Annotated in this window: 19 protein-coding genes; 6 read left to right on the top strand and 13 right to left on the bottom strand. The window is 57.9% G+C overall.

What is annotated here, in order from left to right; translation table 11 throughout:
* The first annotated feature begins 17 nt into the window (after window positions 1–17).
* Window positions 18–581, top strand: coding sequence for an elongation factor P (efp, locus tag P4L78_RS06330; RefSeq protein ID WP_283150408.1), 564 nt, complete (start codon window positions 18–20; stop codon window positions 579–581).
* A 295-nt stretch (window positions 582–876) separates the two neighbouring features.
* Here the strand turns inward: efp and P4L78_RS06325 are convergent, their stop codons facing one another.
* Entirely contained in the window at window positions 877–1,599 is a 723-nt protein-coding gene (locus tag P4L78_RS06325) for a pseudouridine synthase (protein ID WP_309327319.1), read from the bottom strand.
* 15 nt (window positions 1,600–1,614) lie between these two features.
* The gene (uvrB, locus tag P4L78_RS06320) at window positions 1,615–3,633 is read right to left on the bottom strand and encodes an excinuclease ABC subunit UvrB (RefSeq protein ID WP_309327318.1); all 2,019 of its coding nucleotides are present in this window, start codon (window positions 3,631–3,633) and stop codon (window positions 1,615–1,617) included.
* A 411-nt stretch (window positions 3,634–4,044) separates the two neighbouring features.
* Between uvrB and P4L78_RS06315 the strand changes: the two genes are divergently transcribed.
* The gene (locus P4L78_RS06315) at window positions 4,045–4,386 is read left to right on the top strand and encodes a hypothetical protein (protein ID WP_309327317.1); all 342 of its coding nucleotides are present in this window, start codon (window positions 4,045–4,047) and stop codon (window positions 4,384–4,386) included.
* Between the two features lie 407 nt (window positions 4,387–4,793).
* Here P4L78_RS06315 and acs read toward each other — a convergent pair whose 3' ends face one another.
* The gene (acs, locus tag P4L78_RS06310; RefSeq protein ID WP_309327316.1) at window positions 4,794–6,764 is read right to left on the bottom strand and encodes an acetate--CoA ligase; all 1,971 of its coding nucleotides are present in this window, start codon (window positions 6,762–6,764) and stop codon (window positions 4,794–4,796) included.
* A gap of 276 nt (window positions 6,765–7,040) precedes the next feature.
* Between acs and P4L78_RS06305 the strand changes: the two genes are divergently transcribed.
* A complete protein-coding gene (locus tag P4L78_RS06305) occupies window positions 7,041–7,700 on the top strand; it encodes an MIP family channel protein (protein WP_309327315.1) in 660 nt (219 codons plus the stop codon).
* A gap of 54 nt (window positions 7,701–7,754) precedes the next feature.
* Here the strand turns inward: P4L78_RS06305 and P4L78_RS06300 are convergent, their stop codons facing one another.
* The 4 genes from P4L78_RS06300 to P4L78_RS06285 all read right to left on the bottom strand — a co-directional run bounded on the left by P4L78_RS06300 (window position 7,755) and on the right by P4L78_RS06285 (window position 12,419).
* Window positions 7,755–8,378: a 3'-5' exonuclease gene (locus P4L78_RS06300; protein ID WP_309327314.1), complete on the bottom strand. Its 624-nt coding sequence runs from the start codon at window positions 8,376–8,378 to the stop codon at window positions 7,755–7,757.
* A complete protein-coding gene (locus P4L78_RS06295) occupies window positions 8,375–10,183 on the bottom strand; it encodes a putative nucleotidyltransferase substrate binding domain-containing protein (RefSeq protein ID WP_309327313.1) in 1,809 nt (602 codons plus the stop codon). The genes P4L78_RS06300 and P4L78_RS06295 overlap by 4 nt, the downstream gene beginning before the upstream one ends.
* Window positions 10,184–10,425: 242 nt before the next feature.
* Window positions 10,426–12,111, bottom strand: coding sequence for a cation acetate symporter (locus tag P4L78_RS06290; protein ID WP_283150400.1), 1,686 nt, complete (start codon window positions 12,109–12,111; stop codon window positions 10,426–10,428).
* Window positions 12,108–12,419, bottom strand: coding sequence for a DUF485 domain-containing protein (locus P4L78_RS06285; RefSeq protein ID WP_283150399.1), 312 nt, complete (start codon window positions 12,417–12,419; stop codon window positions 12,108–12,110). Before P4L78_RS06285 ends, P4L78_RS06290 begins: the two co-directional genes overlap by 4 nt.
* A 267-nt stretch (window positions 12,420–12,686) precedes the next feature.
* Between P4L78_RS06285 and P4L78_RS06280 the strand changes: the two genes are divergently transcribed.
* Window positions 12,687–13,574, top strand: coding sequence for a LysR family transcriptional regulator (locus P4L78_RS06280; RefSeq protein ID WP_283150398.1), 888 nt, complete (start codon window positions 12,687–12,689; stop codon window positions 13,572–13,574).
* Window positions 13,575–13,719: 145 nt separating this feature from the next.
* Here the strand turns inward: P4L78_RS06280 and rpmG are convergent, their stop codons facing one another.
* The 4 genes from rpmG to P4L78_RS06260 form a co-directional block, all read right to left on the bottom strand.
* Window positions 13,720–13,875 carry a 50S ribosomal protein L33 gene (gene rpmG / locus P4L78_RS06275; protein WP_283150397.1) on the bottom strand — a complete coding sequence of 52 codons (156 nt, stop codon included), beginning with the start codon at window positions 13,873–13,875 and terminating at the stop codon, window positions 13,720–13,722.
* 18 nt (window positions 13,876–13,893) lie between these two features.
* Complete coding sequence (gene rpmB, locus P4L78_RS06270; protein ID WP_070530970.1) at window positions 13,894–14,127, bottom strand: 50S ribosomal protein L28; 234 nt, start codon at window positions 14,125–14,127, stop codon at window positions 13,894–13,896.
* A gap of 145 nt (window positions 14,128–14,272) precedes the next feature.
* Window positions 14,273–17,716 carry a DNA translocase FtsK gene (locus P4L78_RS06265; protein ID WP_309327312.1) on the bottom strand — a complete coding sequence of 1,148 codons (3,444 nt, stop codon included), beginning with the start codon at window positions 17,714–17,716 and terminating at the stop codon, window positions 14,273–14,275.
* Window positions 17,717–17,863: 147 nt separating this feature from the next.
* Entirely contained in the window at window positions 17,864–18,766 is a 903-nt protein-coding gene (locus P4L78_RS06260; protein ID WP_309327311.1) for an ion channel, read from the bottom strand.
* Window positions 18,767–19,041: 275 nt separating this feature from the next.
* Here P4L78_RS06260 and bioA point away from each other — a divergent pair, with 275 nt between their 5' ends.
* On the top strand, window positions 19,042–20,454 hold the full coding sequence (gene bioA / locus P4L78_RS06255) for an adenosylmethionine--8-amino-7-oxononanoate transaminase (protein ID WP_309327310.1): 1,413 nt from the start codon (window positions 19,042–19,044) through the stop codon (window positions 20,452–20,454).
* Window positions 20,438–22,051, top strand: coding sequence for a hypothetical protein (locus P4L78_RS06250; RefSeq protein ID WP_309327309.1), 1,614 nt, complete (start codon window positions 20,438–20,440; stop codon window positions 22,049–22,051). Before bioA ends, P4L78_RS06250 begins: the two co-directional genes overlap by 17 nt.
* A gap of 19 nt (window positions 22,052–22,070) precedes the next feature.
* Here the strand turns inward: P4L78_RS06250 and P4L78_RS06245 are convergent, their stop codons facing one another.
* Window positions 22,071–22,970, bottom strand: a complete 900-nt coding sequence (locus tag P4L78_RS06245) for a tyrosine recombinase XerC (protein WP_283147936.1) — start codon at window positions 22,968–22,970, stop codon at window positions 22,071–22,073.
* Between the two features lie 21 nt (window positions 22,971–22,991).
* Window positions 22,992–23,702 carry a DUF484 family protein gene (locus P4L78_RS06240; protein WP_309327308.1) on the bottom strand — a complete coding sequence of 237 codons (711 nt, stop codon included), beginning with the start codon at window positions 23,700–23,702 and terminating at the stop codon, window positions 22,992–22,994.
* Between the last annotated feature and the right edge of the window lie 48 nt (window positions 23,703–23,750).

Below are 23,750 nucleotides of genomic sequence, written 5' to 3'. Positions count from 1 at the left end.
ATCAGGAATCATCAGCAATGAAGACCGCACAGGAAGTCCGTTCGGGTAACGTAATCATGGTCGACGGCCAGCCGCTCGTTGTCCAGAAAACCGAATACAACAAGTCTGGCCGTAACTCTGCCGTTGTTAAAATGAAAATGAAGAACCTGCTGAACGACTCCCCGTCCGAAGCAGTGTACAAGGCCGACGACAAGTTCGACGTCGTGACCCTGGACAAGAAAGAATGCACCTACTCGTACTTCGCTGACCCGATGTACGTGTTCATGGACACTGAGTACAACCAGTACGAAGTCGAAGCTGAAAACGTGGGCGACGCTGTCGGTTACATCGTTGACGGCATGGAAGACAAGTGTGAAGTCACTTTCTACGACGGCAAAGCCATCTCCGTAGAACTGCCGACCACCATCGTGCGCGAAGTGGAATACACCGAGCCAGCAGTGCGTGGCGATACTTCCGGCAAGGTGATGAAGCCTGCCAAGATCAAGGGTGCTGCTACCGAGATTCAAGTGGCTGCATTCATCGAAATCGGTGACAAAATCGAGATCGATACCCGCACTTACGAATTCAAGCGCCGCGCTTGATTGCTTCGTTGGTGTAGCAAACAAAAACCCGCCGCTGGCGGGTTTTTGTTTGGGCGGCATTTATGGCCGGGATTATTGCGCGACCCGACCAGCAAAACTCATAGCCCGGATGAAGCATGCTCCTCGGGGGTACCCCCACAAAGCTCTTGGAGAATTGCATATGACAGTTGCAGTGGGGCAGCGAGAATCCGGGGTTGCCACATATCAACAAGCAATCGCCTGTGACATTTGCCGATGCCGCATCTTGGATTCCCGCCCTGCGGGCTCGATCCGGGCTACGAGTTCCGAATCCACCCTACGCCGGTACTTCCCATCCCAACGCCTGAATAACGCCAGCAAACTCTTCCGCCAGCGCGCAGCGCAAATCCAGCACCTCCCGACTCACCGGATGCGGCAAACACATGGCGCTGCAAGCCAGAAACAAGCGGTTTACTCCGAGCTCTTCGGCAAACTTGCGGTTGTGTTGCCCCTTGCCGTAGGTGGCGTCGCCAATGATCGGATGGCTGATGTGTTTCATGTGGCGGCGTAACTGATGACGACGGCCGGTGACGGGTTCCAGTTCCATCAAGGCGTAACGCGTCTGTGGATATCGATCAACCGACCACGGTTGTTCGGTTGCGGCTAGGCGTTTGAACCGGGTAACCGCGGGCTGGATCGGGCCCTGTGGCGCGCCCTTGGTGATCTCTGATTCATCTAGCTGCTTGGCCAGCGCATGGTCGATAGTGCCTTGTTCCTCAGGCCAGCCACGCACAATGGCGTGGTAACGCTTGTCGACCAGTTGCGCTTCAAAGCTCATCGACAACGCCCGGCCGATTTCTGGCGTCAAGGCAAACAGCAACAAGCCAGATGTTCCCTTATCCAGTCGATGCGCCGGATAAACCCGCCGCCCCAACTGATCGCGTAGCAACTGCACGGCAAAGCGGGTCTCGTGCCGGTCCAGCATGGAACGATGCACCAGCAGCCCAGCCGGTTTGTGGATGGCCACCAGGTATTCGTCCTGGTAAATGATCTCTAGCATGTGCTGCAACTTTGCTCAGTTGTGCCCGAAAGCGCGTTCACGCAGGGTCTTCAACTGATCGCGCAGTTGCGCCGCTTTTTCGAACTCCAGGTTTTTGGCTGCGGCCATCATGTCTTTTTCCAGACGCTTGAGTTCACGCGACAATTCTTTCTCATCCATCGCTTCGACCAGGCGCTGGCGCTTGTTCTCGATGCGTTCGGCGGCGGCGTCTTCGGCGTTATACATGCCGTCGATAATGTCCTTGATGCGCTTGGTGACCGAACGCGGCACGATGCCATTGGCTTCGTTGAAGGCAATCTGCTTGTTGCGACGGCGATCTGTCTCGTCGATGGCGCTTCTCATTGAACGTGTGATCACGTCGCCGTACAAGATCGCCTTGCCATTCAGATTCCGCGCCGCCCGCCCTATGGTCTGGATCAGCGAGCGCTCACTACGCAGGAAGCCTTCTTTGTCGGCATCCAGAATCGCCACCAGTGAGACTTCTGGAATATCCAAGCCCTCACGCAGCAAGTTAATGCCGATCAGCACATCAAATACACCCAGGCGCAGGTCGCGGATGATCTCGACGCGCTCCACCGTGTCGATGTCCGAGTGCAGATAACGCACTTTGACGCCGTGTTCGCTCAGGTACTCAGTCAGTTGCTCAGACATGCGCTTGGTCAGCGTGGTCACCAGCACCCGCTCGCCCAGCGCAGTGCGCTTGCCGATCTCGGACAACAAATCGTCGACCTGCGTGCCCACCGGCCGGATTTCGATTTGCGGATCGACCAGCCCGGTTGGTCGCACGACTTGTTCGACGACCTGGCCCTGATGAGTGCGCTCGTATTCGGCCGGTGTGGCGGATACGAACACTGTTTGCGGCATCATGCCTTCAAATTCTTCAAACTTGAGCGGACGGTTATCCATGGCCGACGGCAGCCGGAAACCGTAATCGACCAGGTTCTCTTTGCGCGCCCGGTCGCCTTTGTACATGGCGCCCACCTGGCCGATCAGCACGTGCGACTCGTCCATAAACATCAGGCTGTCTTTGGGCAGGTAGTCGATCAGCGTTGGCGGCGCTTCACCGGCTTTCTTGCCGGAGAAATGGCGTGAGTAGTTTTCGATGCCTTTGCAAAAGCCCATCTCATTGAGCATTTCCAGATCAAAGCGCGTGCGTTGTTCCAGCCGCTGCGCTTCGACCAGCTTGTTTTCTTTGTGATAGAACTCAAGCCGGTCATGCAGTTCGGTCTTGATGGTGTCCACGGCGCGCAGCACGGTCGCGCGCGGCGTCACGTAATGGCTGGCCGGGAACACGGTAAAGATGCCCATACGCTGTTTGATATGGCCCGTGAGCGGGTCGAACAAGTGGATGGTTTCCACTTCGTCATCAAACAAACTGATGCGCACCGCCAGTTCGGCGTTTTCCGCCGGGAAGATATCGATCACGTCGCCGCGCACCCGGAAATGTCCGCGACTGAATTCCATCTCGTTGCGGTCGTACTGCATCACGGTCAGGCGTTTGATGATCTCGCTTTGCGGGCGCGTTTCACCTTCGCGCAAATGCAGAATCATCTGGTGATAATCGGATGGATCACCGATACCGTAAATGGCCGAAACGGTGGCGACGATAATGCAATCGCGCCGCTCCAGCATGGCCTTGGTGGCCGACAGTCGCATTTGTTCAATGTGCTCATTAATCGAAGAGTCTTTCTCGATAAACAAGTCTTTGGACGGAACGTACGCTTCCGGCTGGTAGTAGTCGTAGTACGAAACAAAGTACTCGACGGCGTTTTCCGGAAAGAACTCACGGAATTCGGAATACAACTGCGCCGCCAGGGTTTTGTTCGGCGCCATCACAATGGCAGGCCGCCCGGTGCGGGCAATGACATTGGCCATCGTATAAGTTTTGCCAGAGCCGGTTACGCCCAGCAAGGTCTGAAACTGCAGCCCGTCGTCCAGGCCCTCAACCAGTTGCCCGATCGCCACCGGCTGGTCACCAGCAGGCGGGAAGGGCTGAAATAGTTTGTACGGGGAATTCGGAAACTCAACGAACACGGGCACTCCTTTGCGCAGGGCGGGCGTGGGTCGACGGCAATCGTACTATTCTACTCGCGGTTGGCGGCAAATGAAACGAACGTTCTATGTGGGGTCGGTATCTGAGTTAGATATGGTCTGGTGGCGCTTTGAAAAGAGAGTGGATGTGCGAAGCGGGCGCAACCCGCTGGGTGGTGGTTGTGCGTGCTTCAAGAGCTTGTTGTTGGTGCCTTCGGCACGGGTTGTAAAGGCGTTTGATACCCGGGGGTGACCGGGGACACGTTACTTTTCTTTGCGTCGCCAAAGAAATGAAACCAAAAGTCCCGCAGAGCGGGATAGCAAAAGGCGACCGGGACGCAGGCGTCCGACGGGGCCCAAATTCAAAAGCCGCGCCCCTTGGGGGTACCCCCACAATGCGGTTACGTGCATTGGATGCAAGTTGCAGCGGGTAAACGAACCGTCTGTTGGCCTGGTGTTTTTGCGCGCATCCTGCGTTCCCTCGGTCGGCCGGAGCCTAAGGTCTCCGGCTCTCGCTCGGCGTGGTTTGCAGAGTGGAATGCCATTTGCAGCAACAGCAACAGCAACGGCAACGGCAACGGCAACGGCAACGGCAACGGCAACGGCAACGGCAACGGCAACGGCAACGGCAACGGCAACGGCAACGGCACGAAACCCTTGCAGACCAATCACCTTGTCATTCCCGGCCTCGGCGGCCCCCTTGGCGGGAATCCAGCGGCGACGTTTGCCATGGCGGCTGGATTCCCGCTGGAATGATGAAATGGTGGAGGCAAAGGTGCATGAGGAGTTGAATCGCAATCGCTCGCCAACAGACGAAGTGCTTTTCCTCCCCTGTCAGGCGCCAAGCGAAACATGATTGACCCGGGGTTTCGGGTGACGCCTGTCCGACGCCCGCTTGCGGGCTAGTTCGTCGACCCGCCGGGGTAATCATGTGAAAGCGCGGGTATCCAGCCGCAGGCTGGACGCCGGTTCGGGGTCGCCTTCTTTTTGGTGACTTTTTCTTGGCGGGGCAAGAAAAAGTCACGTGTTCCCGGTCACCACCGGGTATCAAAACATCGTGCCGAAGACACTCAAGTTGTTAAACCCAAACCCATCAAAACAAAACCCCACGTCCAAGGTGGGGTTGTGTGATGCTGCCGCTCATCCCGGCTAAATCAGATAAATCAAATCACACTCTGCCGCAACTGTTCCAGAATCGCCGGATTCTCCAGGGTGGAGACGTCCTGGGTCACTTCTTCGCCCTTGGCGATCACGCGCAACAGGCGGCGCATGATTTTGCCGGAACGAGTCTTGGGCAGATTTTCGCCGAAGCGGATTTCATCCGGCTGGGCGATCTTGCCGATTTCGTGGGCGACCCATTCGCGCAGTTCTTTAGCGATGCGCTTGGCTTCCTCGCCTTCCGGGCGATCTTGCTTGAGCACCACAAAAGCCACGACTGCTTCGCCTTTGATTTCGTGCGGTCTGCCGACCACGGCGGCTTCGGCGACCAGCGGGTTGGCGACCAAGGCGGATTCGATTTCCATCGTACCCAAGCGGTGACCAGAAACGTTCAGCACGTCGTCGATGCGACCCATGATCCAGATGTAGCCGTTCTCATCAAAGTGCGCGGAGTCACCAGCCAGATACAGCTTGCCGTTGAACTCCTCCGGGAAATACGTTTTCTTGAAACGCTCGGCATCGTTCCAGATGGTACGAACCATTGAAGGCCAAGGCCGCTTGATGACCAGCGAACCCCCTTTGCCCGGATCAACCGGCGCGCCGGCTTCATCCACGATATCAGCCATGATGCCTGGCAGTGGCAGGGTGCAAGAACCTGGCTTGGTCGCAACGGCGCCCGGCAGTGGTGCCACCATATTGGCGCCGGTTTCGGTTTGCCACCAGGTGTCCACAATCGGGCAGCGCCCGCCGCCGACGACTTCGTGATACCAGATCCACGCTTCCGGATTGATCGGCTCACCCACGGTGCCCAACAGGCGCAGGCTGGACAGATCATATTGTTTAGGCAGATCGGCACCCAGCTTGATCAACGAGCGGATCGCGGTTGGTGCGGTGTAGAAGGTGGTGACCTTGTGCTTTTCGATCATCTGCCAGAAGCGGCCAGCGTTCGGATAAGTCGGTACGCCTTCGAATACCACTTGCGTCGCGCCGATACCCAGCGGGCCGTAGCACACGTAGCTGTGGCCGGTAATCCAGCCCACATCAGCGGTACACCAGAACACGTCACCTTCGCGGTAGTCGAATACCCACTTCATGGTCACGATCGTGCCCAGCAGATAGCCACCAATGGTGTGCTGAATGCCTTTGGGTTTCCCGGTCGAGCCGGACGTATACAGAATGAACAGCGGGTCTTCGGCGTTCATCCATTCCGGTTCGCACTGTGCGGGTTGGCTGGCGGTGAGCTCATGCCACCACAGATCACGACCGGCCTTGAATGGCACGTTGTCGTGATCGGCGCGGCGGTAAACCACTACGTTCTTGATCGACTCGCTGCCTTCCAGCGTCAGCGCTTCATCAACCACGGCCTTCAGCGGCACCGGCTTGCCGCCGCGTACGCCTTCGTTGGCGGTAATGACCAGCGTGGCGACCGCATCTTGAATACGGTCACGCAGGGCTCCGGCAGAGAAGCCGCCAAACACCACCGAATGGATCGCACCGATCCGTGCACAAGCCTGCATGGCCACAATGGCTTCTACGCTATGCGGCATGTAAATGACGACGCGGTCGCCTTTCTTCACATCCAGCGCTTTGAGTGCGTTGGCGAACTGGCAGACCTGGGCATGCAACTGGCGATAGCTGACCTGTGTTGAGCTGCCGTCATCGGCTTCGAAAATGATGGCGGCTTTATCGCCGCGTGCATCCAGATGACGATCCAGGCAGTTGTACGAAATATTCAGTTCACCATCTTCAAACCATTTGAAGAATGGGGCGTTGGTTTCATTGAGCACCTTGTTGAACGGTTTCTTCCAGGTGACGAGGTCGCGAGCAAGTTCTGCCCAGAAACCTTCGTAATCGTTATTGGCCTTGTCGCACAGGGCGTTGTAGCCCTCCATGCCAGAGACATTGGCCTTGATGCGAAAGTCTTCTGATGGCGGAAACAGGCGGTTTTCCTGGAGAACGGAATCAATGGTGCTCATAAAGGCTCCTTAGCCGCAGAGGTAAGTAATTTGCTGTAGGAGGACTCTATCCGGCCCGGCAGGGGCGATCCAATCGTGTTTTTTGATGCGCTGAATCAGTTACGCTGATATTGCGCTGCAGCACCAAATAATGTGGCTATAACGGTAATCGTGTCTGGTGACTTTTACGCCGCATCAGAAACCGCGCCAGACAGTTCCAGCTAATTCTGATTGGCGGGGACAGGGGGCAAACGTTAGATTGCGGCCTCTTCGATATTTTCCCATTGGGGGTGTCTAGTGTCTGCGAAAGCCTATCGTGCTGAGTTTCTTGGCACACTCATTCTCGTGTTGTTTGGTTGCGGCTCGGCGGTGTTTGCAGGTGATCACATTACCTACACCGGTATCTCGCTGGCTTTTGGTCTGGCGATTGTGACGGTGGCTTATGGTTTTGGTCATTTGTCCGGCGCGCACGTAAACCCGGCGGTGACCTTGGGTGTGCTGGTGTCCGGGCGGATGAACCCGGGAACAGCAGTGGGTTACATGGTGGCCCAATGCCTGGGCGCGCTGGCTGGCACTGCGGTCATTTACCTGATCGCCACCGGCATGGGCCAACATGCAGGCCAGTTTGGCCAGAACATGTTTGCGCCGGGGACCATGCAGGCTGCACTGGTGTTCGAGTTTGTCGCCACGTTTATCTTTGTACTGATGATTCTGGGCGTGACCTCACGCTCTGGTAACAGCATGATGGCTGGCCTGGCCATTGGCCTGACCCTGACCGCAATTCACCTGGTCGGCATTCCCATCACCGGCACTTCGGTTAACCCGGCACGTAGCCTGGGCCCGGCCCTGTTTGCCGGCGGCCAGGCGCTGCAACAACTGTGGTTGTTTATTGTGGTGCCGTTAGCTGGTGGTCTGGTGGCTGGCCTGGCGCATCGGCTGTTGCTGGAAACCGACTGAGATTGCGGATGATCGCGTATCTGATAAAAGCGGCCTTGCGGGGCCGCTTTTGTTTTATGGATGCCGCTGCAATTTGAGAAAAATCAGTGCAGCGATAACCGCATCACAGAATGGATCGTGGCGGGGTAATTGCGGTAACTGCAGATCGTTGCAGATGGCTGGCAAGGACAAATCAACTTCTGGCTGCCACGCCGTCACCTTGCGGTCGTAATACAGACCGGAAACCTCAATGACCGGGTTGGGTAAATCGATACCCAGCCACGGTCGCACATAGCGGTTGAGGATGGCCAGGTCGAACTCAAGGTAATAACCAACGATGGGGCGGCTGCCGATGAACTGCAGTAATTGCTCCAGCGCGGCCTGAGGGGTTAAACCTTGCGCGACATCCTGAGCACGCAACTGATGAATCGGAATCCCCGCGTGGCTGATTTCGCCTTGCGGGCGCACCAACAGCTGCAAATGGCTGGATGTCTCAATGCGCTGGCCGGATATTTTGACCGCAGCAATCGATAGCAACTCGGCGTGTTTGCGGTCCAGGCTGGTCGTCTCGCAGTCCAGACTCACATATTCATCGGCAGGTGGCGGGTCCAGTAGCCACTGCCATGCCGGATCACGCAATTGTTTACGCAAACGCGCCACGCGCCTGGCCTCTCGCCAGCGGCCCAGTGCGCCGGTCATAGCGAGTCCAGATGAAAATGATGGCGCAGCAACTGGCGAAAGCGCTTCACCACACTGAGCGCATCCTTGAGGAGTTCGCGCTGCAAGGTGCCCAACAGATCGGGTCTGATGAGGTAATCGGGCGACTGGCCCAGACTGATTTGCTGCAAGCCGTGCTGCAAATGCAGACCCTGCAAAAAAGTCAGCGTTTCTTGCAGGTCTGCGGCCAGTTGTGGCTCCAGCTTGTTGGTCTGCTGCAGCGCCTGCAATCGGGCGTAGGAGTTCTGCTCGCTCAACCCGGCCTCTAGCGCCAGGCTGCGCAAGCCGTGGACGATGGGAAAGATGCCTGCCTTTTTCAGATCCAGCGCGGCCGTGGCAGTGCCCGCATTGAGTAACCGACCGAGCATGCCGCCCGGTGGATCAAATTGCTCAACCGCCAAGGCAAAGCGCGCCAGGAATGCGGGTTGTGTATTCAGATTGCGTTGCAGATACGCTTGCGTCTGTTCCAGTAGCCCGGTATTGCCGCAGACGGCTTGCGCGTCGGCAAGAATGGCCAGATTCATGACCGCCGCGCCGTCGGCAGCATCAATCCATTGGCCAATCTGTTGCTGGAATGCCGTCGTGCTCAACCGCCAGCGTGGGTTGCGTACCATGATTTCGCCGGGGCAGAGCGGATAACCCAGGCGGTTGAGTTGCTCATTGAACTGATTTGCCAGTTCGGGCAAAGCCGGGTGGTCGTAGCCGTCTTCGATCAACAAGGCGTTATCTTGATCGGTTTTCAGAATCTGCTCGCCACGTCCTTCAGAACCCAGCACCACCAGGCAGGTGTGGGCCAGTACTTCCGGCGGCGCCAGTAACCGATACAGCCGCGCCAGCAACTTCAGATGTAAAGCGCTGACCAGTTCAGCAATCAACCTCACCTTGCTGCCATTGCCATGCAGCAACTCCACCAGCTTGTCCATGCTGCTGGCAGCTTGCTGCAGTTCTTCGACACTTTGTGCGCGCTCAATCCGCGCCGACACAATATGCGAATGGTTGGAGAGATAAGACAACAACTCCACCTGTTCCAGCACGCCTGTTACTTCACCATGCCGGGTGACGATCACCCGTTGTACCTCGTGCCGGGTCATGGTCAGCATGGCCTGAAACAGGAAGTCATCTTCATCCACCGTATGCAGCCGGTATTGTGCGTGGTGGCTTAAGGCCTCGGCGGATGCCTGCAAGCCACCGATTACAAAGTTGCGTAAATCGCTCTGGGTAAAAATGCCTATGCGTTCACCTGCGCGCACCAGCACCGACGTCGCATGATGCGTCTGCATCGCCTTGGCTGCATCGAGCACCGTCGCGTTGGCGTCTTGCCAGACCGGCGCAGATACGCAGGCCTGATGCACACGCGCCAGCATCAACGACTGAGCTTGTTGCTGCAGCGGGCGCTGCGCCAGCGTTGCCATGCGCCGGGCGATGTCCTGGTAGAAAAATGCACCGAACAGTGGGGCGCTTTGCGTGAGGGCGAGGATGGCAGCGCGTGGCAGGCGTCCGACGATGCTGTCTTCCTCGGCTTCAAAGCGGGCGCTGGCGATACCTGTTACCACTGCGCGCGCATCAAAGACTGCGTTGACGGCCAGCGTGTCGCGTAGCTCGTCAGCAGCGTATTCATGGATCAAGCCTTTGATGACCACAAACAGGCTATCGACGCTGCTGTTGCGCGCCATCACCGTGCTGCCTGCAGGGAAAAACTCGATATCGGCCTGGTTTTGCAACCGCTCACGCTCAAGCGGGCTGAGCAGATCGAATGGCGGGTGGTCCAGATTAATCAAGGCAACCATGGGTCAGATCCAGATGTGTGTCGGGTTGGCCACTCTGTGATTGTAGTGCTGCGGCTATCGCTGGCTGCTGATGTTCCGGCAAGCAGGTTTGAGTGAGCGCAGCGGTCGATATGAAAAACGCCCCGACGATGCGGGGCGTTTTTCGTTTCTTTTAGTTATTTGCAGTGTCGTACCTTCTTGTCGAGGTTCCGTTTGCAGTCCTTCCATCCTGTGATGCTTGTTACCTTGGTTACGCTAACTGCTTAATGCTTTGCCGCGCCTTCTGCACCCACGCCAGTCATTGAGCGGACAAACTGGGCCGGGAAGGCGTCATGTTCACGCTTGGCCGAAGCGCTGGTATCCATCTTCGAAACCAGATAGATCACCAGGAAAGCCAGCGGCATCGAGAAGATCGACGGGTTGTCGTACGGGAAGATAGGCGCTGCGTTGCCCAGAATCTTCACCCATACGGTCGGGCCGGTGACAATCATCAATACCGCGCACAGCAGCCCGGCTGAACCACCGGCTACCGCGCCACGGGTCGACAGGCCACGCCAGAACATCGACATGAACAACACCGGGAAGTTGGCCGAAGCCGCTACCGAGAACGCCAGACCCACCATGAATGCAACGTTGGTTTTCTGAAAGGCGATCCCCAACAGAATGGCAACGACACCCAGCGCCAGTGTGGCGTACTTGGATACGCGGATTTCTTTGGCTTCGTCGGTATGACCGCGAGCAAACACGTTGGCGTACAAGTCATGCGAAACCGCCGACGCACCAGACAGGGTCAAACCAGACACCACGGCCAGAATCGTGGCAAATGCGACTGCCGAGATAAAGCCGAGGAAGAAGTCTCCGCCAACCGCATTGGCCAGGTGGATGGCCGCCATATTGGTGCCGCCAATCAACTGAGTGACCGCCTTGCCTTTTTCCATGACAGTGGTGGTGTACTCAGGCTTGCCCAGCACCAGCATGATCGCGCCAAAGCCGATGATGAAGGTCAGGATGTAGAAGTAGCCGATGAAACCTGTCGCGTAGAACACCGATTTGCGAGCTTCTTTGGCATCTTTCACCGTGAAGAAACGCATCAGGATGTGGGGCAGACCAGCGGTACCGAACATCAGGCCAACACCCAGCGAAATCGTGTCAATTGGCGACATCGTGCCCGGTGACATGATCGCCAGACCTTTCGGATGGGCTTTGATGGCCGTGTTGAACAGGGTTTCAAAACTGAAACCGGCTGCGGACATCACCATAAAGGCCATGAAAGTAGCGCCACAGAGCAGCAGCACCGCTTTGATGATCTGTACCCAGGTCGTGGCCAGCATGCCGCCAAAGGTGACATACAACACCATCAGCACGCCCACGATCAGCACGGCGTAGGTATAAGGCAGGCCAAACAGCAACTGGATCAGCTGACCGGCACCCACCATCTGGGCGATCAGGTACAGCGTGACCACGACCAGCGTGCCAATTGCGGCAAAGGTGCGGATCGGTGTTTGTTGCAACCGGTACGAAGCTACATCGGCAAAGGTATATTTGCCCAGATTACGCAGGCGCTCTGCCACCATGAAGGTGATCAGTGGCCAACCCACCAGAAAGCCCAGCGAATAGATCAGGCCGTCATAACCTTTGGTAAACACCATGGCCGAAATGCCGAGGAACGACGCCGCGGACATGTAGTCGCCCGCAATTGCCAGACCATTTTGCAAGCCGGTAATGCCGCCGCCGGCCGCGTAAAAATCTTTGGCCGAGCGGGTGCGGCGTGCTGCCCAGAACGTAATGCCCAGGGTAAACGCTACAAAAATGAAAAACATGATGATGGCGTGCCAATTAATGGAACGCTGCGTAACCGGGCCTTCGAGCGCACCGGCCGCCCAGGCGGGCAGGCTGGCGCAAACACCCAGCGTGGCCAGCCCGATACGGTTTACAAGTCGGTTGGTCATTTGCGGGCATCCTCGACAAGTTGTTGATTGAGTTGGTCAAATTCGGTATTGGCACGGCGCACATAAATGCCGGTCAAGACAAATGCCAGAACAATCAAGGCCAGACCGAGTGGAATGCCCAAGGTAATGACGCTGCCAGCGGCGACAGGGGTGCCCAGCACGGCAGGCTCAAAAGCAATCATCAGAATCAGCCCGAAGTAGGCCACCAGAATGATCAAGGTGAGCATCCAGCTCAGGCTGGTTTTTTTCTGTACAAGTTCGTGGAATTTCGGACTGTCCTGGATTCGCTGAATCACTTGGTCATCCATCTTTCTCTCCTCTCGTCTGTGCGGTATGCCCCGGGCGTGCCGTGTCGGCTCACTCTCCCAAGTGAAAAATACCAACACTCTCGGGGTCCACGGCCACTGTATGAGGACGAGGGGGTAGAAGCTAATTGCAAATTCTGATGCTCAGAATCAAAAACGTTTATGTTGCGTTGCACGAAACTTACTGAGAATGGCGTAGTTGCTGGATTTGAGCTACACAACGCACTGCTTTGCAACACCGTATGAACGTTCTGCGCAATAATCGGGCATATGGAAATTTATCAATTGCGTACTTTTGTTGCAGTTGCGCAGCAAGGCCACCTGACACAGGCTGCCGAGTTGCTGCATCTTTCCCAGCCCGCAGTGACCGCGCAGATCAAGGCACTGGAAGAACAATTGGGCATGGCGCTGTTCGAGCGTTACCCTGGCGGTGTGCAATTGACTGAGGCTGGCAAGGCGTTTTTGCCAGACGCAGAGCACATCCTCGCCGTATCGCAGGACATGCTCTACCGTGCCAAAGCCATGTCGGCCGAACCCAAGGGCAAGGTGCGGATTGGTACGGTGGGCGTGGCGGCGCGTTTGCGCATCGGGCCGTGGCTGGCGTTGTTGCGTCAGCGCTGTCCCTTGATGACGGTGCAGACCACGCACGGGATATCCGGAGTGATTCTTAACGATGTGCGCAAAAAGCTGCTTGATGGCGGCTTCTACTTTGGCCGCAATCCCTATCAGAACGTCAACACAGTACAACTGGCCGAACTGGGTTTTTGCGTGGCGTTACCCCCGGCCATGGCTGACACCCATGCCGAAGCAGACTGGAAGACTCTGGGCAAATTGCCGTGGCTGGGTTTGTCACAGTTCATGAGTCTTTCCGGCATCACCCAGGAGCTCTGGCGCACGCATAACATCGCGCCCAAACGGGTGGGGGAGTTTGACGACGAAGGCACGCTGGTCGAACTGGTAAAAGCAGGATTGGGGGTATCGTTGCTGGCAGAACGTACGGCGCGACGCTTTGCGGCCGATGGTTCTATTGTGTTGTGGCGCGGTGGCGAGATTGCCATCTCGGCCCCATTACAGTTTCTGTATTCGGCGGAACGGCAAAGTGATCCAACGATCGGCTTGCTGCTGGATTCGTTGCGCGAAATCTGGACGCCGGAATGATGGTGAGATGAGTGAGCTGCTGAACTGACAAATGAATGCCAGATAGAAATGACAAATAAAAAACCCGCTGCAATGAGCGGGTTTTTTATTTCCGGCACGGGACCAGGGAATCCTTTTGCCGTTGGTATTCCAACGACTAGCTGAATTACTTCAGCTTGATTTCCTTGTAAATCACATGCTTGCGGACAACCGGATCGTACTTTTTCAGTTCGATTTTTTCCGGAGTGGTGCGCTTGTTCTTGGTGGTCGTGTAGAAGTGACCGGTACCGGCGCTGGATTCGAGCTTGATTTTTTCACGCATGATCGTCTATCTACCTGGTTACAGTTCGCCGCGGGCGCGCAGGTCGGCCAGAACAACGTCAATGCCGTTCTTGTCGATGGTACGCAGGGCAGCATTGGATACGCGCAGGCGCACCCAACGGTTTTCGCTCTCAACCCAGAAACGGCGAGATTGCAGATTCGGGAGGAAACGACGCTTTGTTTTGTTGTTGGCGTGGGAAACATTGTTCCCTGTCATCGGGCGCTTGCCGGTGACTTTACATACACGTGCCATGGTTAGGATTCCCTGACTTCTGGAAAAAACACGATTTATAACATGACTCAGTGATTTTGTTCAAGCCAAATCAGCGAGTCGCGGTAAAGGGGCGACATCCTCACACTGCAAAATGGCGCCCATCTCAATACTGTTTCGGCTGGCTTTATTCGCTCGGTGGCGCTAAAACCGTACGGTTGCCGTTGGTTTCCATCGGCGAAACCAGCCCCGCGCCTTCCATCTGCTCAATCAAGCGCGCCGCACGGTTGTAACCGATGCGCAGCTGGCGCTGCACGGACGAGATTGATGCCCGGCGGCTCTTGAGCACGAACGACACCGCTTCGTCGTACAGCGGGTCGGTTTCTTCGCCACCAGCTTCTGCCCACGCACCACCAGCACCGCTGGCCGCCGCTTCCGCATCAAAGCCGCCGTTGAGGATCGCCTCGACATAATCCGGCTCCCCGGTGGTCTTCAGATACTCGACCACACGATGGACTTCATCATCGGCCACAAACGCACCGTGGATGCGTTGCGGGTAACCGGTGCCCGGCGGCAGGAACAGCATGTCGCCCTGGCCGAGCAAAGCTACCGCCCCCATCTGGTCCAGAATCGTGCGACTGTCGATCTTGGACGATACCTGGAACGCCAGCCGGGTCGGGATGTTGGCCTTGATCAGGCCGGTAATCACATCCACGCTCGGGCGCTGCGTAGCCAGGATCAGATGGATGCCCGCCGCCCGCGCTTTCTGTGCCAGGCGGGCGATCAATTCTTCAATCTTCTTGCCCGCCGTCATCATCAGATCAGCAAACTCATCCACCACCACCACCACAAACGGCAGATGTTCCAGAGGCTCCGGGTTGTCCGGGGTCAGGCTGAACGGATTGGTGAGCGGCTTGCCCGCCTTTTCAGCTTCTTTCACTTTCTGGTTGAAACCGGCCAGGTTACGCACGCCCATCGCACTCATCAGGCGGTAGCGCTTTTCCATCTCCGCCACACACCAGTTCAGCGCGTTGGCGGCCAGCTTCATGTCGGTGACCACCGGGGCCAGCAAGTGTGGAATGCCGTCGTAGACGGATAGTTCCAGCATCTTCGGGTCGACCATGATGAAGCGCACTTCGTCGGGCGTGGCTTTGTACAGCAACGACAGGATCATCGCGTTCACGCCCACCGACTTGCCCGAGCCGGTCGTCCCGGCCACCAGCATGTGCGGCGCCTTGGCCAGATCGGTCACCACCGGCTTGCCGGTGATGTCTTTACCGAGCGCCATGGTGAGTTTGGAGCCAGTGCTGGTAAATTCTTCCGCCGCCAGAATCTCGGACAAGCGAATCATCTGCCGGGTCGGGTTGGGTAGTTCCAGACCCATGCAGGTCTTGCCCGGAATGGTTTCCACCACGCGAATCGAGACCAACCCCAACGCGCGGGACAGATCCTTCATCAAATTGACGATCTGCGCGCCGCGTACGCCAACGGCGGGCTCGACTTCGTAACGGGTAATGACCGGGCCAGCGTATGCATCCAGCACGTTGACCTTCACCTTGAACTCGGCCAGTTTTTCTTCGATCACAATGCCGCGATCAATCAGGTCGTCCTGGCTGATCGGGTCAATCTGCGCAGCCGGTGGTGTCAGCAATTCCAGTGCGGGCAGGCAACTGTCGTCGTAAAGCGGGCGGGGCGGAGGTACTGACGCGGGCGGGGGGCGATCCACAATGGCGGCGGCCCATGCTGACGGTTGATAGCTCGCCTGCTCCGGCTGCACCACTTCGTCGCTGTCAAAGGTGCTGAACGCGCTGGACGCCGCGATCGGATCAGTGACTTGATGCGCAACGCCGGAGAACGGGCCGGGCAGCCACGGTGGGTTGGCCTCTGCTGCATCTTCGTCATCCGCGGCGTCTGTCCATGCTGAATCGGCAACAAAACTTGCTGCAACCGGGGCAACAGCGGCGAATTGAGTCGCATGGGCCGTCACTGGCACGCTGCTGGCGATTGGTGCTTCCGGCACAAAGGCTGGTATCGGTGCGGAGACGGCGGATGTGAACGTTGTGAATGGAGTGCCTGGCTGGGTGACTTCGAGATGGACTGGAGTGGTTTCCAACGGCCCGTGCGCCAAGGAATCAGCTGCGGCTAATTCTGGCAGTACCAGGTCTGGCGCAATAGGGTCGATACGCGACGGGATCGGCGCAGCAGTGCGCCAACTGGGTGGCGTGTGCAGTGCAGGTGTGGCAACCGGTGGTCTTGCGTTTGCGCTCACTGCCGTATTGGGCACCGCGACCGTCGGGGTGAACTCCAGCGCGGGCAGCTCTATTGGTGCGGCAGGCGCTTCCGGCTCGACCGGACGTGGGGCTTGCCAGCCCAGTGCGCGGGCAGTGGGCGGCGGTGTGATTGTTGTTTCTGCCGGGGATGGCGTCGGCACTACAGCTACAGGTTGCAACGGCGTTGCAATGTGCGGCTCGGCTATGGCCGGAATTTCGGCGGTTGTGGGAACCGGTTCCTGTGTTGATGACTGGTTATGCCGCGCCGTAATGAATACGGCACCATCGGCATTGCTCACTGTGCGGCGGGACCGCACCACAATCGGCGCGCGCGATACCGCTGGTTTGGCGGGTTCCAGCAGAGGGGCTGGCCGTTGCACCGGCGTTTCGATGCGCTGGGTGCCACGATGACTATGCAGTGCTTGCAGGCGTTCGCGAATTTCATCGGCCTCAATGCGCGGCAAATTGGGAGCTGGTGTCGCTTGCGCCAACCGGTTGGAACGCGTTGCCACTCGTGGAGGTGGTTGCAATACCTGTTCTCGTCCCAGTACGGGCAATGGTTTGGGCGGCGGTGCTGGCTGTGCCGCTGCCGGTTTGATCAGCGTGACCAGCGGCAAAGGCTCGGCAGGACGTGGCTTGCTGGGTGCCCAGACGTTCTTGTTGCGCGTATCCAGTTTGGCCGCCGCTGCTGCCAATGCCGCAAGCCGTTCGCGTTCGACTTGGGCGGCGTAGTCGGCCACTGGGTCGTGCGCAACTTCGGTCGTTGTCTGCGCTTTGGCGAAGACGGGCGCGGCAGCTGGCATTGCCGTGACGGATTCTTCCTCTTCATCAGCTGCGTCATCGGCTGGCGTTGCTGGCGGCGCGGCTTTAAGGAAGGGCGAGTCTTTGCCAATGCGGCGCAAGGTGTTTTCAATGCGGGCACCGACATTTTCCGTCAGCCCGTTCCAGCTCTGTTGCAGCCAAAGCGGCAGACCTGCAGCAACGCCTGCCGCAAGTACCACCAGGCCCGCAAGCGGGTTTTGCCACGGGCCAACCAGCCAGGTGCCCAGTGATCCGCTGGCCAGCAATAATACGAAACCCAGCGGACTACGCCAGCCCGGCTGGATTACCCGGACCGGTTGATGGCGGAACGACTGCCAGGCGGCGATGGCACAGGCGCCCGCCACCCACCAGCCGCCGATGCCAAGTCCTGCATGCCACCATTGCGGCAAGTGCGTAACCTGGAAAATGAGGCTGGCTGCGGTCGCCAGGGTAAGGGCGAGCGAACGCCCCAAATGTGTTGAAAACGCGGAGGTGCGGTTGTTGCCGCGAGGCCGGCTGGGGGTCGGGCGCGGCGTGCGCTGCGGTTGGCCTTGGGTCATGTCTGGATCTGTGCTTTGTTACCGGCGCAAGGTGAACGGACGTTCTGTCGCGCCAAACCGGCAATCATAAGCTCGTATGGCGCAATCGTCATTAGCAACCGACCGCTGCATTGTTACAGTATTTGGTGTAAGTGCCGGGCGCGGCCCCTAGCCGGTGGCTTGTTCGCTCTCGGCGAGCGGGTAGATTTCGTCCAGTTGGGCGTAATCAACGTGCTGCTGGCCGTTCTCGTCGGTGTACAGCAAGTCGGCATAAGCATGCTGCCAGCGGATCAGACTGTGATCAAAATTGTGGCGTGAACGCATGGTCTGCGTCGTGGTCTCATCGGTGCCATCCAGGCTCAGGATCAACGAACTCTGGTACGTCGCCAGCGTTTCTGGCGTCATGCCATGCAAAGGGCTGGATTCGTCAATCACGTGCATCACGGTCCAGCTCAGTACAAACATGGGATGCTCATCACGCACCAGCTGCAAGTCGTAAATGCGGCGAATGCGAAAACCCTCGCGGCTGGTTTCCTGGCGTAACAACCGTAAACGGGCGTTGGCATCGACAATCACATTCTGCCGGGCGTTAGCGGCGCGCATCATCAGCACGGTTTGCCCGTCCACCTGGCGCACCACCGGATGCCTGGAAAACACGATGCGGGCATGCGGGCGAGAGAAGCGGGCGAACATCACGCCGGTGATCAGCGCAATGCTCATCATGCCCCAGAAAATTTCTACGGTAGCCACCAGGTGACCATAGAGCGTTTGTGGATGCATATCACCGTAACCGACCGTGGCGATGGTCTCTACGCTGAAGAAGAACGCACCGCGAAAATCCGGCGGTAACTGGTTGGCAATCGGGTGCTGGCCCAACTGATAAAGCCCGGCAAAAAAGGCGTTCAAAACCAGAAAGGCCAGACCTATCAGTAGAAAGAAAACTGGCCATGTGACCGTCATGCAGCGGTGATAGAGGTCACTCCAGAATTGCTTTTGCAAGCCGTGTGTAATGATCTCGCGATCACCCAACCGCATGGAGCTCTGACTAAAAAACGGTCGCAAGTTGACCATGGCAAACACTCATTTTATTGTTTGTTTCAATGATTATGACCTCTTTCGGGCTGACCGCATGGATCGGAAACTGCCATTTTTTGTAGGCGATTTATGTCACTTGTGCCGAAAATTGTCACTGCGAATTTAACGTAATTGAATGAAAACAGAAAGCTTTGTGAAATTATTTGCGTAATTCGCATTAGGTGCTTAACAGCCACTACCTGAATCGTATAATCTGCCGCTCAGTCGGTTCTGAACGGGTGACGATTGGCACTGTCTGGATCGGGTGCAACATGGAAATATCCAAGGTCTGTATGCAGGAGAAGAAACTGGAAAGCAAGATGAGTCCGGCCGAACATGCCACAAATAATGACAACCTGCTCGCGCGTAGCCGCGCGGCGGTGTGGCATCCGTGCACGCAAATGAAGCGCCTTGAGACTTTGCCGCTGGTACCGATCGAGCGCGGCGAAGGGGTCTGGCTGTACGATTGCGACGGTAAGCGTTATCTGGATTCCGTTTCCAGCTGGTGGGTTAACCTGTTTGGCCACGGCGAGCCGCGGATCAAAGCCGCCATCAAAACCCAGCTAGACAAGCTTGAACACGTGATGCTGGCCGGGTTCACGCATCGCCCGGTGGTCGAGTTGTCGGAGCGTCTGGGCGAGCTCACTGGCTTGGGCCACGCCTTTTATGGTTCGGATGGCGCTTCCGCCACCGAAATCGCACTCAAGATGTCGGCGCATTACTGGAAGAACAGTGGCCGCGCCGACAAAAACCGCTTTGTTTATCTGGCGGGCAGCTATCACGGCGAAACCGTCGGTGCCTTGTCGGTCACCGACGTGCCGGTGTTCCGCAGTGCGTATTCCAGCCTGGTGCGCGACAACTTTATTGCGCCATCGCCCGATAGCCGTCTGGCGGGCCCGGGCGAGACCGCCAAAGACGTGGTCGAAGCCGCCGCCAATGGCCTGGCTGCCATTTTTGCGGCCCACCACACCGAAATCGCCGCCATTATTCTGGAGCCGCTGGTGCAGGGCGCGGCCGGGATGGCGATGTACGACCCGCATTATCTGGTGCGCGTGCGCGAATTGTGCGATCGCTACCAGATTCATTTGATTGCTGACGAAATCGCCGTGGGTTTTGGCCGTACAGGTACGCTGTTCGCCTGCGAACAAGCCGCCATCAAGCCCGACCTGCTGTGTGTCTCCAAAGGAATTACCGGCGGCTTTTTGCCGCTGGCGGCAGTGCTGACCACAAATGAGATTTATGCCGCCTTTTATGACGAAGACGTCACTCGCGGCTTTCTGCATTCGCATTCCTACACCGGTAATCCGCTCGCCTGCGCCGCGGCGCTGGCGGTGCTGGACATCTTTGCCAGCGACAACGTGATCGCCGCCAATGCCGAGCGCGCTGCCCGCTGGTCGACTCGCTTTGCCACTTTCGCCCAGCATCCACGGGTAAGCCATTATCGTAATACCGGCATGATCTGGGCTTTTGACGTCGCCGACGAGCGCCCGGGCTTTGCCCAGCGCATGTATCGCGCGGCGCTGGCCGAGGGATTATTGCTGCGGCCAATTGGAAACACGGTGTATTTCATGCCGCCTTATGTGATGCAAGACGACGAAGCCGATTGGCTGGTACAGGGCACTGCCCGCGCGCTGGAAGTCGCGCTGGGTGGTCAGGAGGAGCAGGACGATGCAGCTATCGCTTGATCTGCCGCAACCGGATGCCCGGCTGGCCGCGATAGTCGAGACCGATCCGCGTGCATTGCGGATGTGGCTGATCGGCTTGCCCAGCGGCCAGGTGCTGGAAACAGGACGGCAGATTTTTGACTCGCTGGCATCGTGTAATCGTACCGTCATTGATGCCGATACCCGGATCAAGCTGCTTGATGAATACCGGCGCGTGCTGGACGTGATGTCCGGCGATTTTGCTGCCCAAGCGGTCTCGCAGGGCATGCCGATGCGCGACAAACCACGCCAGGCCATGCTGCTGATGCGCAATTTGTGGCTGGAACTGGCGGGTGGCTACAAGCTGGCGCTGGTCGAACGCGTGGAAAAACGCTCGTTCTTTGGTGGCACCACGACCAGGCAAGTGCCGCAACTGGTGCAGTTGATCATGCTGCTGTTTTATCGGGCGTTTCAGCTCGATTGCCGTATGGCCATGCCCCCGGCAACGGGAATGTGGCGTGAACTGCATCAGCTATTTCAGCTGGTAGCGCAATCGCGGCAACTGGACGAACCCAAGGAAGAAGAACTCGGCCCGCCGGTGGGCGTTTTGTACAAGCGCATTGTGTTGCTGTCGCTGGCCGATCCGCTGCGCTTTTCCACGATCGAGCTGGAAAAAGTCATCGAGATTATCGATAACTATGCGCCCGCCGCGCACTTTCAGCCTGTGGCACAGCATGCCGGTTCCGGTGGGTTCTTCCTGACGCGGCTGGATACTGACGAGCCGCCGTCTTATTACGGTGCCAACTTGCCGGGTGATCATACTGGCCCGGCCATGTTGATCGATACCATCGAGTTGGGCAAAAAGCTGCATCGCATGCTGCAAGGGCTGGAAACCAAAGCGCCTGGCGTGCCCGATCGCGTCAAGATTCAGTTCTGGATGGATATCCTGCGCCGCTTGCTCAAGCAGTGGAGCATCGCGCCCCGACGGATGTTCCAGCGTATTCCCAAAGCGGCTACGGTGCATCTGTGCGTTGGCCTGCGCAACGTGGCGGCCTGCGCTCATGACATGGAGGTACCACTGCCGCCGTCCCAGCTCGAACAGGCCGGTATTAGCATTGAGCCAAGCCCGCAGGCGTGGGAAGTACAGGACGAAAGCCCGGGTGGTTATGCGCTAAGCAAGCGCGAAGCGCCGCCCGAGCGTTTACGCGTGGGCGAACTGGTGTCGGTCAAACCCCAAGATGCCGGTGCTAACTGGATGTACGCTGCCGTGCGCTGGATTCAGCAAAGTGTGGATGGCGCATTGGAAATCGGCGTGCAGATTTTTTCAGCACGTGCCGAACTGGGCTTGCTCCAGGTGGCTGGTGCGGCACCAGGATCGCCCCCGCAGGCCGTTTTGTTGCTGCCAATGATGTCGATCTTGCGCCAGCCTGCCCGCATACTCGCGCCACGCGGCACCTTTGTGCATGGTGGGCAGTTCGCGGTAACGACCGGCAGCGAGACGTTGTTGCTGACCGCAGTGCGGCTGGTAGAACAGCAAGCGGGGTTTGATCTGTTTGAATACCGTTTGCCTGATGCAGTCGTGGCAGATGCAGTGCCATCCCGATCTGCTGCCCCGCCATCACCGCAGCCATTGCGTTAGGGCGTTCGCAGGTTATCGGTCAGGTCTCTTCGTCATCCTTGCGCTTGGCGCGCGGATGGAACGCATCGTAACCCTTGGCCAGGGCTTGCCAGTCCAGATGGGTATATACCTGCGTGGTCGATAGGTTGGCGTGGCCCAGCAATTCCTGCACCGCCCGCAGATCGCCTGAGCTTTGCAGCAAGTGAGTGGCGCAACTGTGGCGCAACTTGTGCGGGTGCAGCGGTTCAGTCACGCCCAAACGTGCTTCCCACGCCTTGAAGCGCAATTGCACGGCGCGGGTAGTCAGTTGTGCACCCTGTTTGCCCACAAACACGGTGGTGCAATCTGGCTTGGCCCACATCGCCCGCATTTTGAGCCAGTGGCGCAGTTCATCCAGCGCCGCCGTGCCAATGGGCACCATGCGGGTTTTGTTGCCTTTGCCGGTAACCCGCGCCAGTCCGCCGCCCAGATCAACGTCGGCCAGTTGCAGCCCCACCAGTTCGGATACCCGCAAGCCCGATGAGTACGCCAGTTCAAATATGGCTTTGTCGCGGCAAGAAATCATTTCATCGTCGGGCATGTTGTCGAGCAAGCCAATGGTGGCATCGACATCCATGGCCTTGGGCAGGCGCTGGCGTTTTTTGGGTGGTTTGACGCTGGCGGCAGGGTCTAGCTGCCAACCCAGATCCCGCGCCATCAGGCGATAGAAGGTGCGCCACGCGGAGAGCATGCGGGCGATGGTGTAGGCCGATAATCCACGCGAAGCCAGCTGCCGCACGAAACCGCGCACATCCAGTGCGGTGAGTTCATTGAGCGGCGTGTTTTGTGCCAGCGCGACCAGATCATGCAGGTCGCGCAGATAGGCCTTGCGGGTTTCCGGGCTGGCGTGTTTTTCGCCTTCCAGATATTGCGAAAACCGCGCCAGCAAGGCCTCGTTCATGATGGCATGCGCCAGATGCACTTATTGCAGTTCATCGCTCAGCGCAGGGGTTTCAGCGACTTCGGCCAACAGCAGTGGCGGGCCCGAGACCACCACGCGCTTGATCGCAGCGGCCAGCAGTTCGGACAGGCGTTGCAGATACAGTGTGCCCATGTCCGGGAAGAAGCGGTCCGCATCGTCGCTGGCCAGCACCATGATGCCAAATGGCTCATCCGCGGTTTTCAGAGCGAACAGCGCGAAGGACTTCAGGCTGCTGCCGCTGCCTTCAAACCATTCGGTGACTTCTTCAGTCACGTACGGGCCACAGTAAGGCGAGACCAGATTGGCAGCCAGTTTGTGTACCACGTCGCCCACTGGTGTGAATTCACGCAGTTGCACATCGGCGGCCAGCCACAGACGCAGCGCCACATGCGGCACCAGGAAGCGTTCTTTCAGGTGGTATTCCAGCGTGCCGATAATGCCGGGCAGATCGTTGGCCTGCATCAGTCCGACGGTGAGCTTTTGCAGCAAGTCGGAGATCACATCGTTTTCTTCGCCAAACTGCAGCAACTCGCCCATGCGCCGCTCCATGGCGCGATTTTTGTCGCGCAAGGTCAGCAACTGACGTTCCGCGAGCGAAACGGCCTGGCCGTTGTGGCTGTGCGGCACAAAAATATCGGCAATCTCGTCTGCGTAGTCTTCAAAAAAACCGGGGTTTTCCTGCAACCACTGCATCACTTCCTGGGCTTGCATCGCGCTACTCGCTCTTGGCTGATTTCTGGATATGAATGAACTGGATTG

Source organism: Silvimonas sp. (genome assembly GCF_031291215.1).
In the GTDB taxonomy this organism is placed as follows: domain Bacteria; phylum Pseudomonadota; class Gammaproteobacteria; order Burkholderiales; family Chitinibacteraceae; genus Silvimonas; species Silvimonas soli.
Note: the sequence above shows the minus strand (reverse complement) of the source record. Positions and strands in the feature narration are given on the sequence as shown.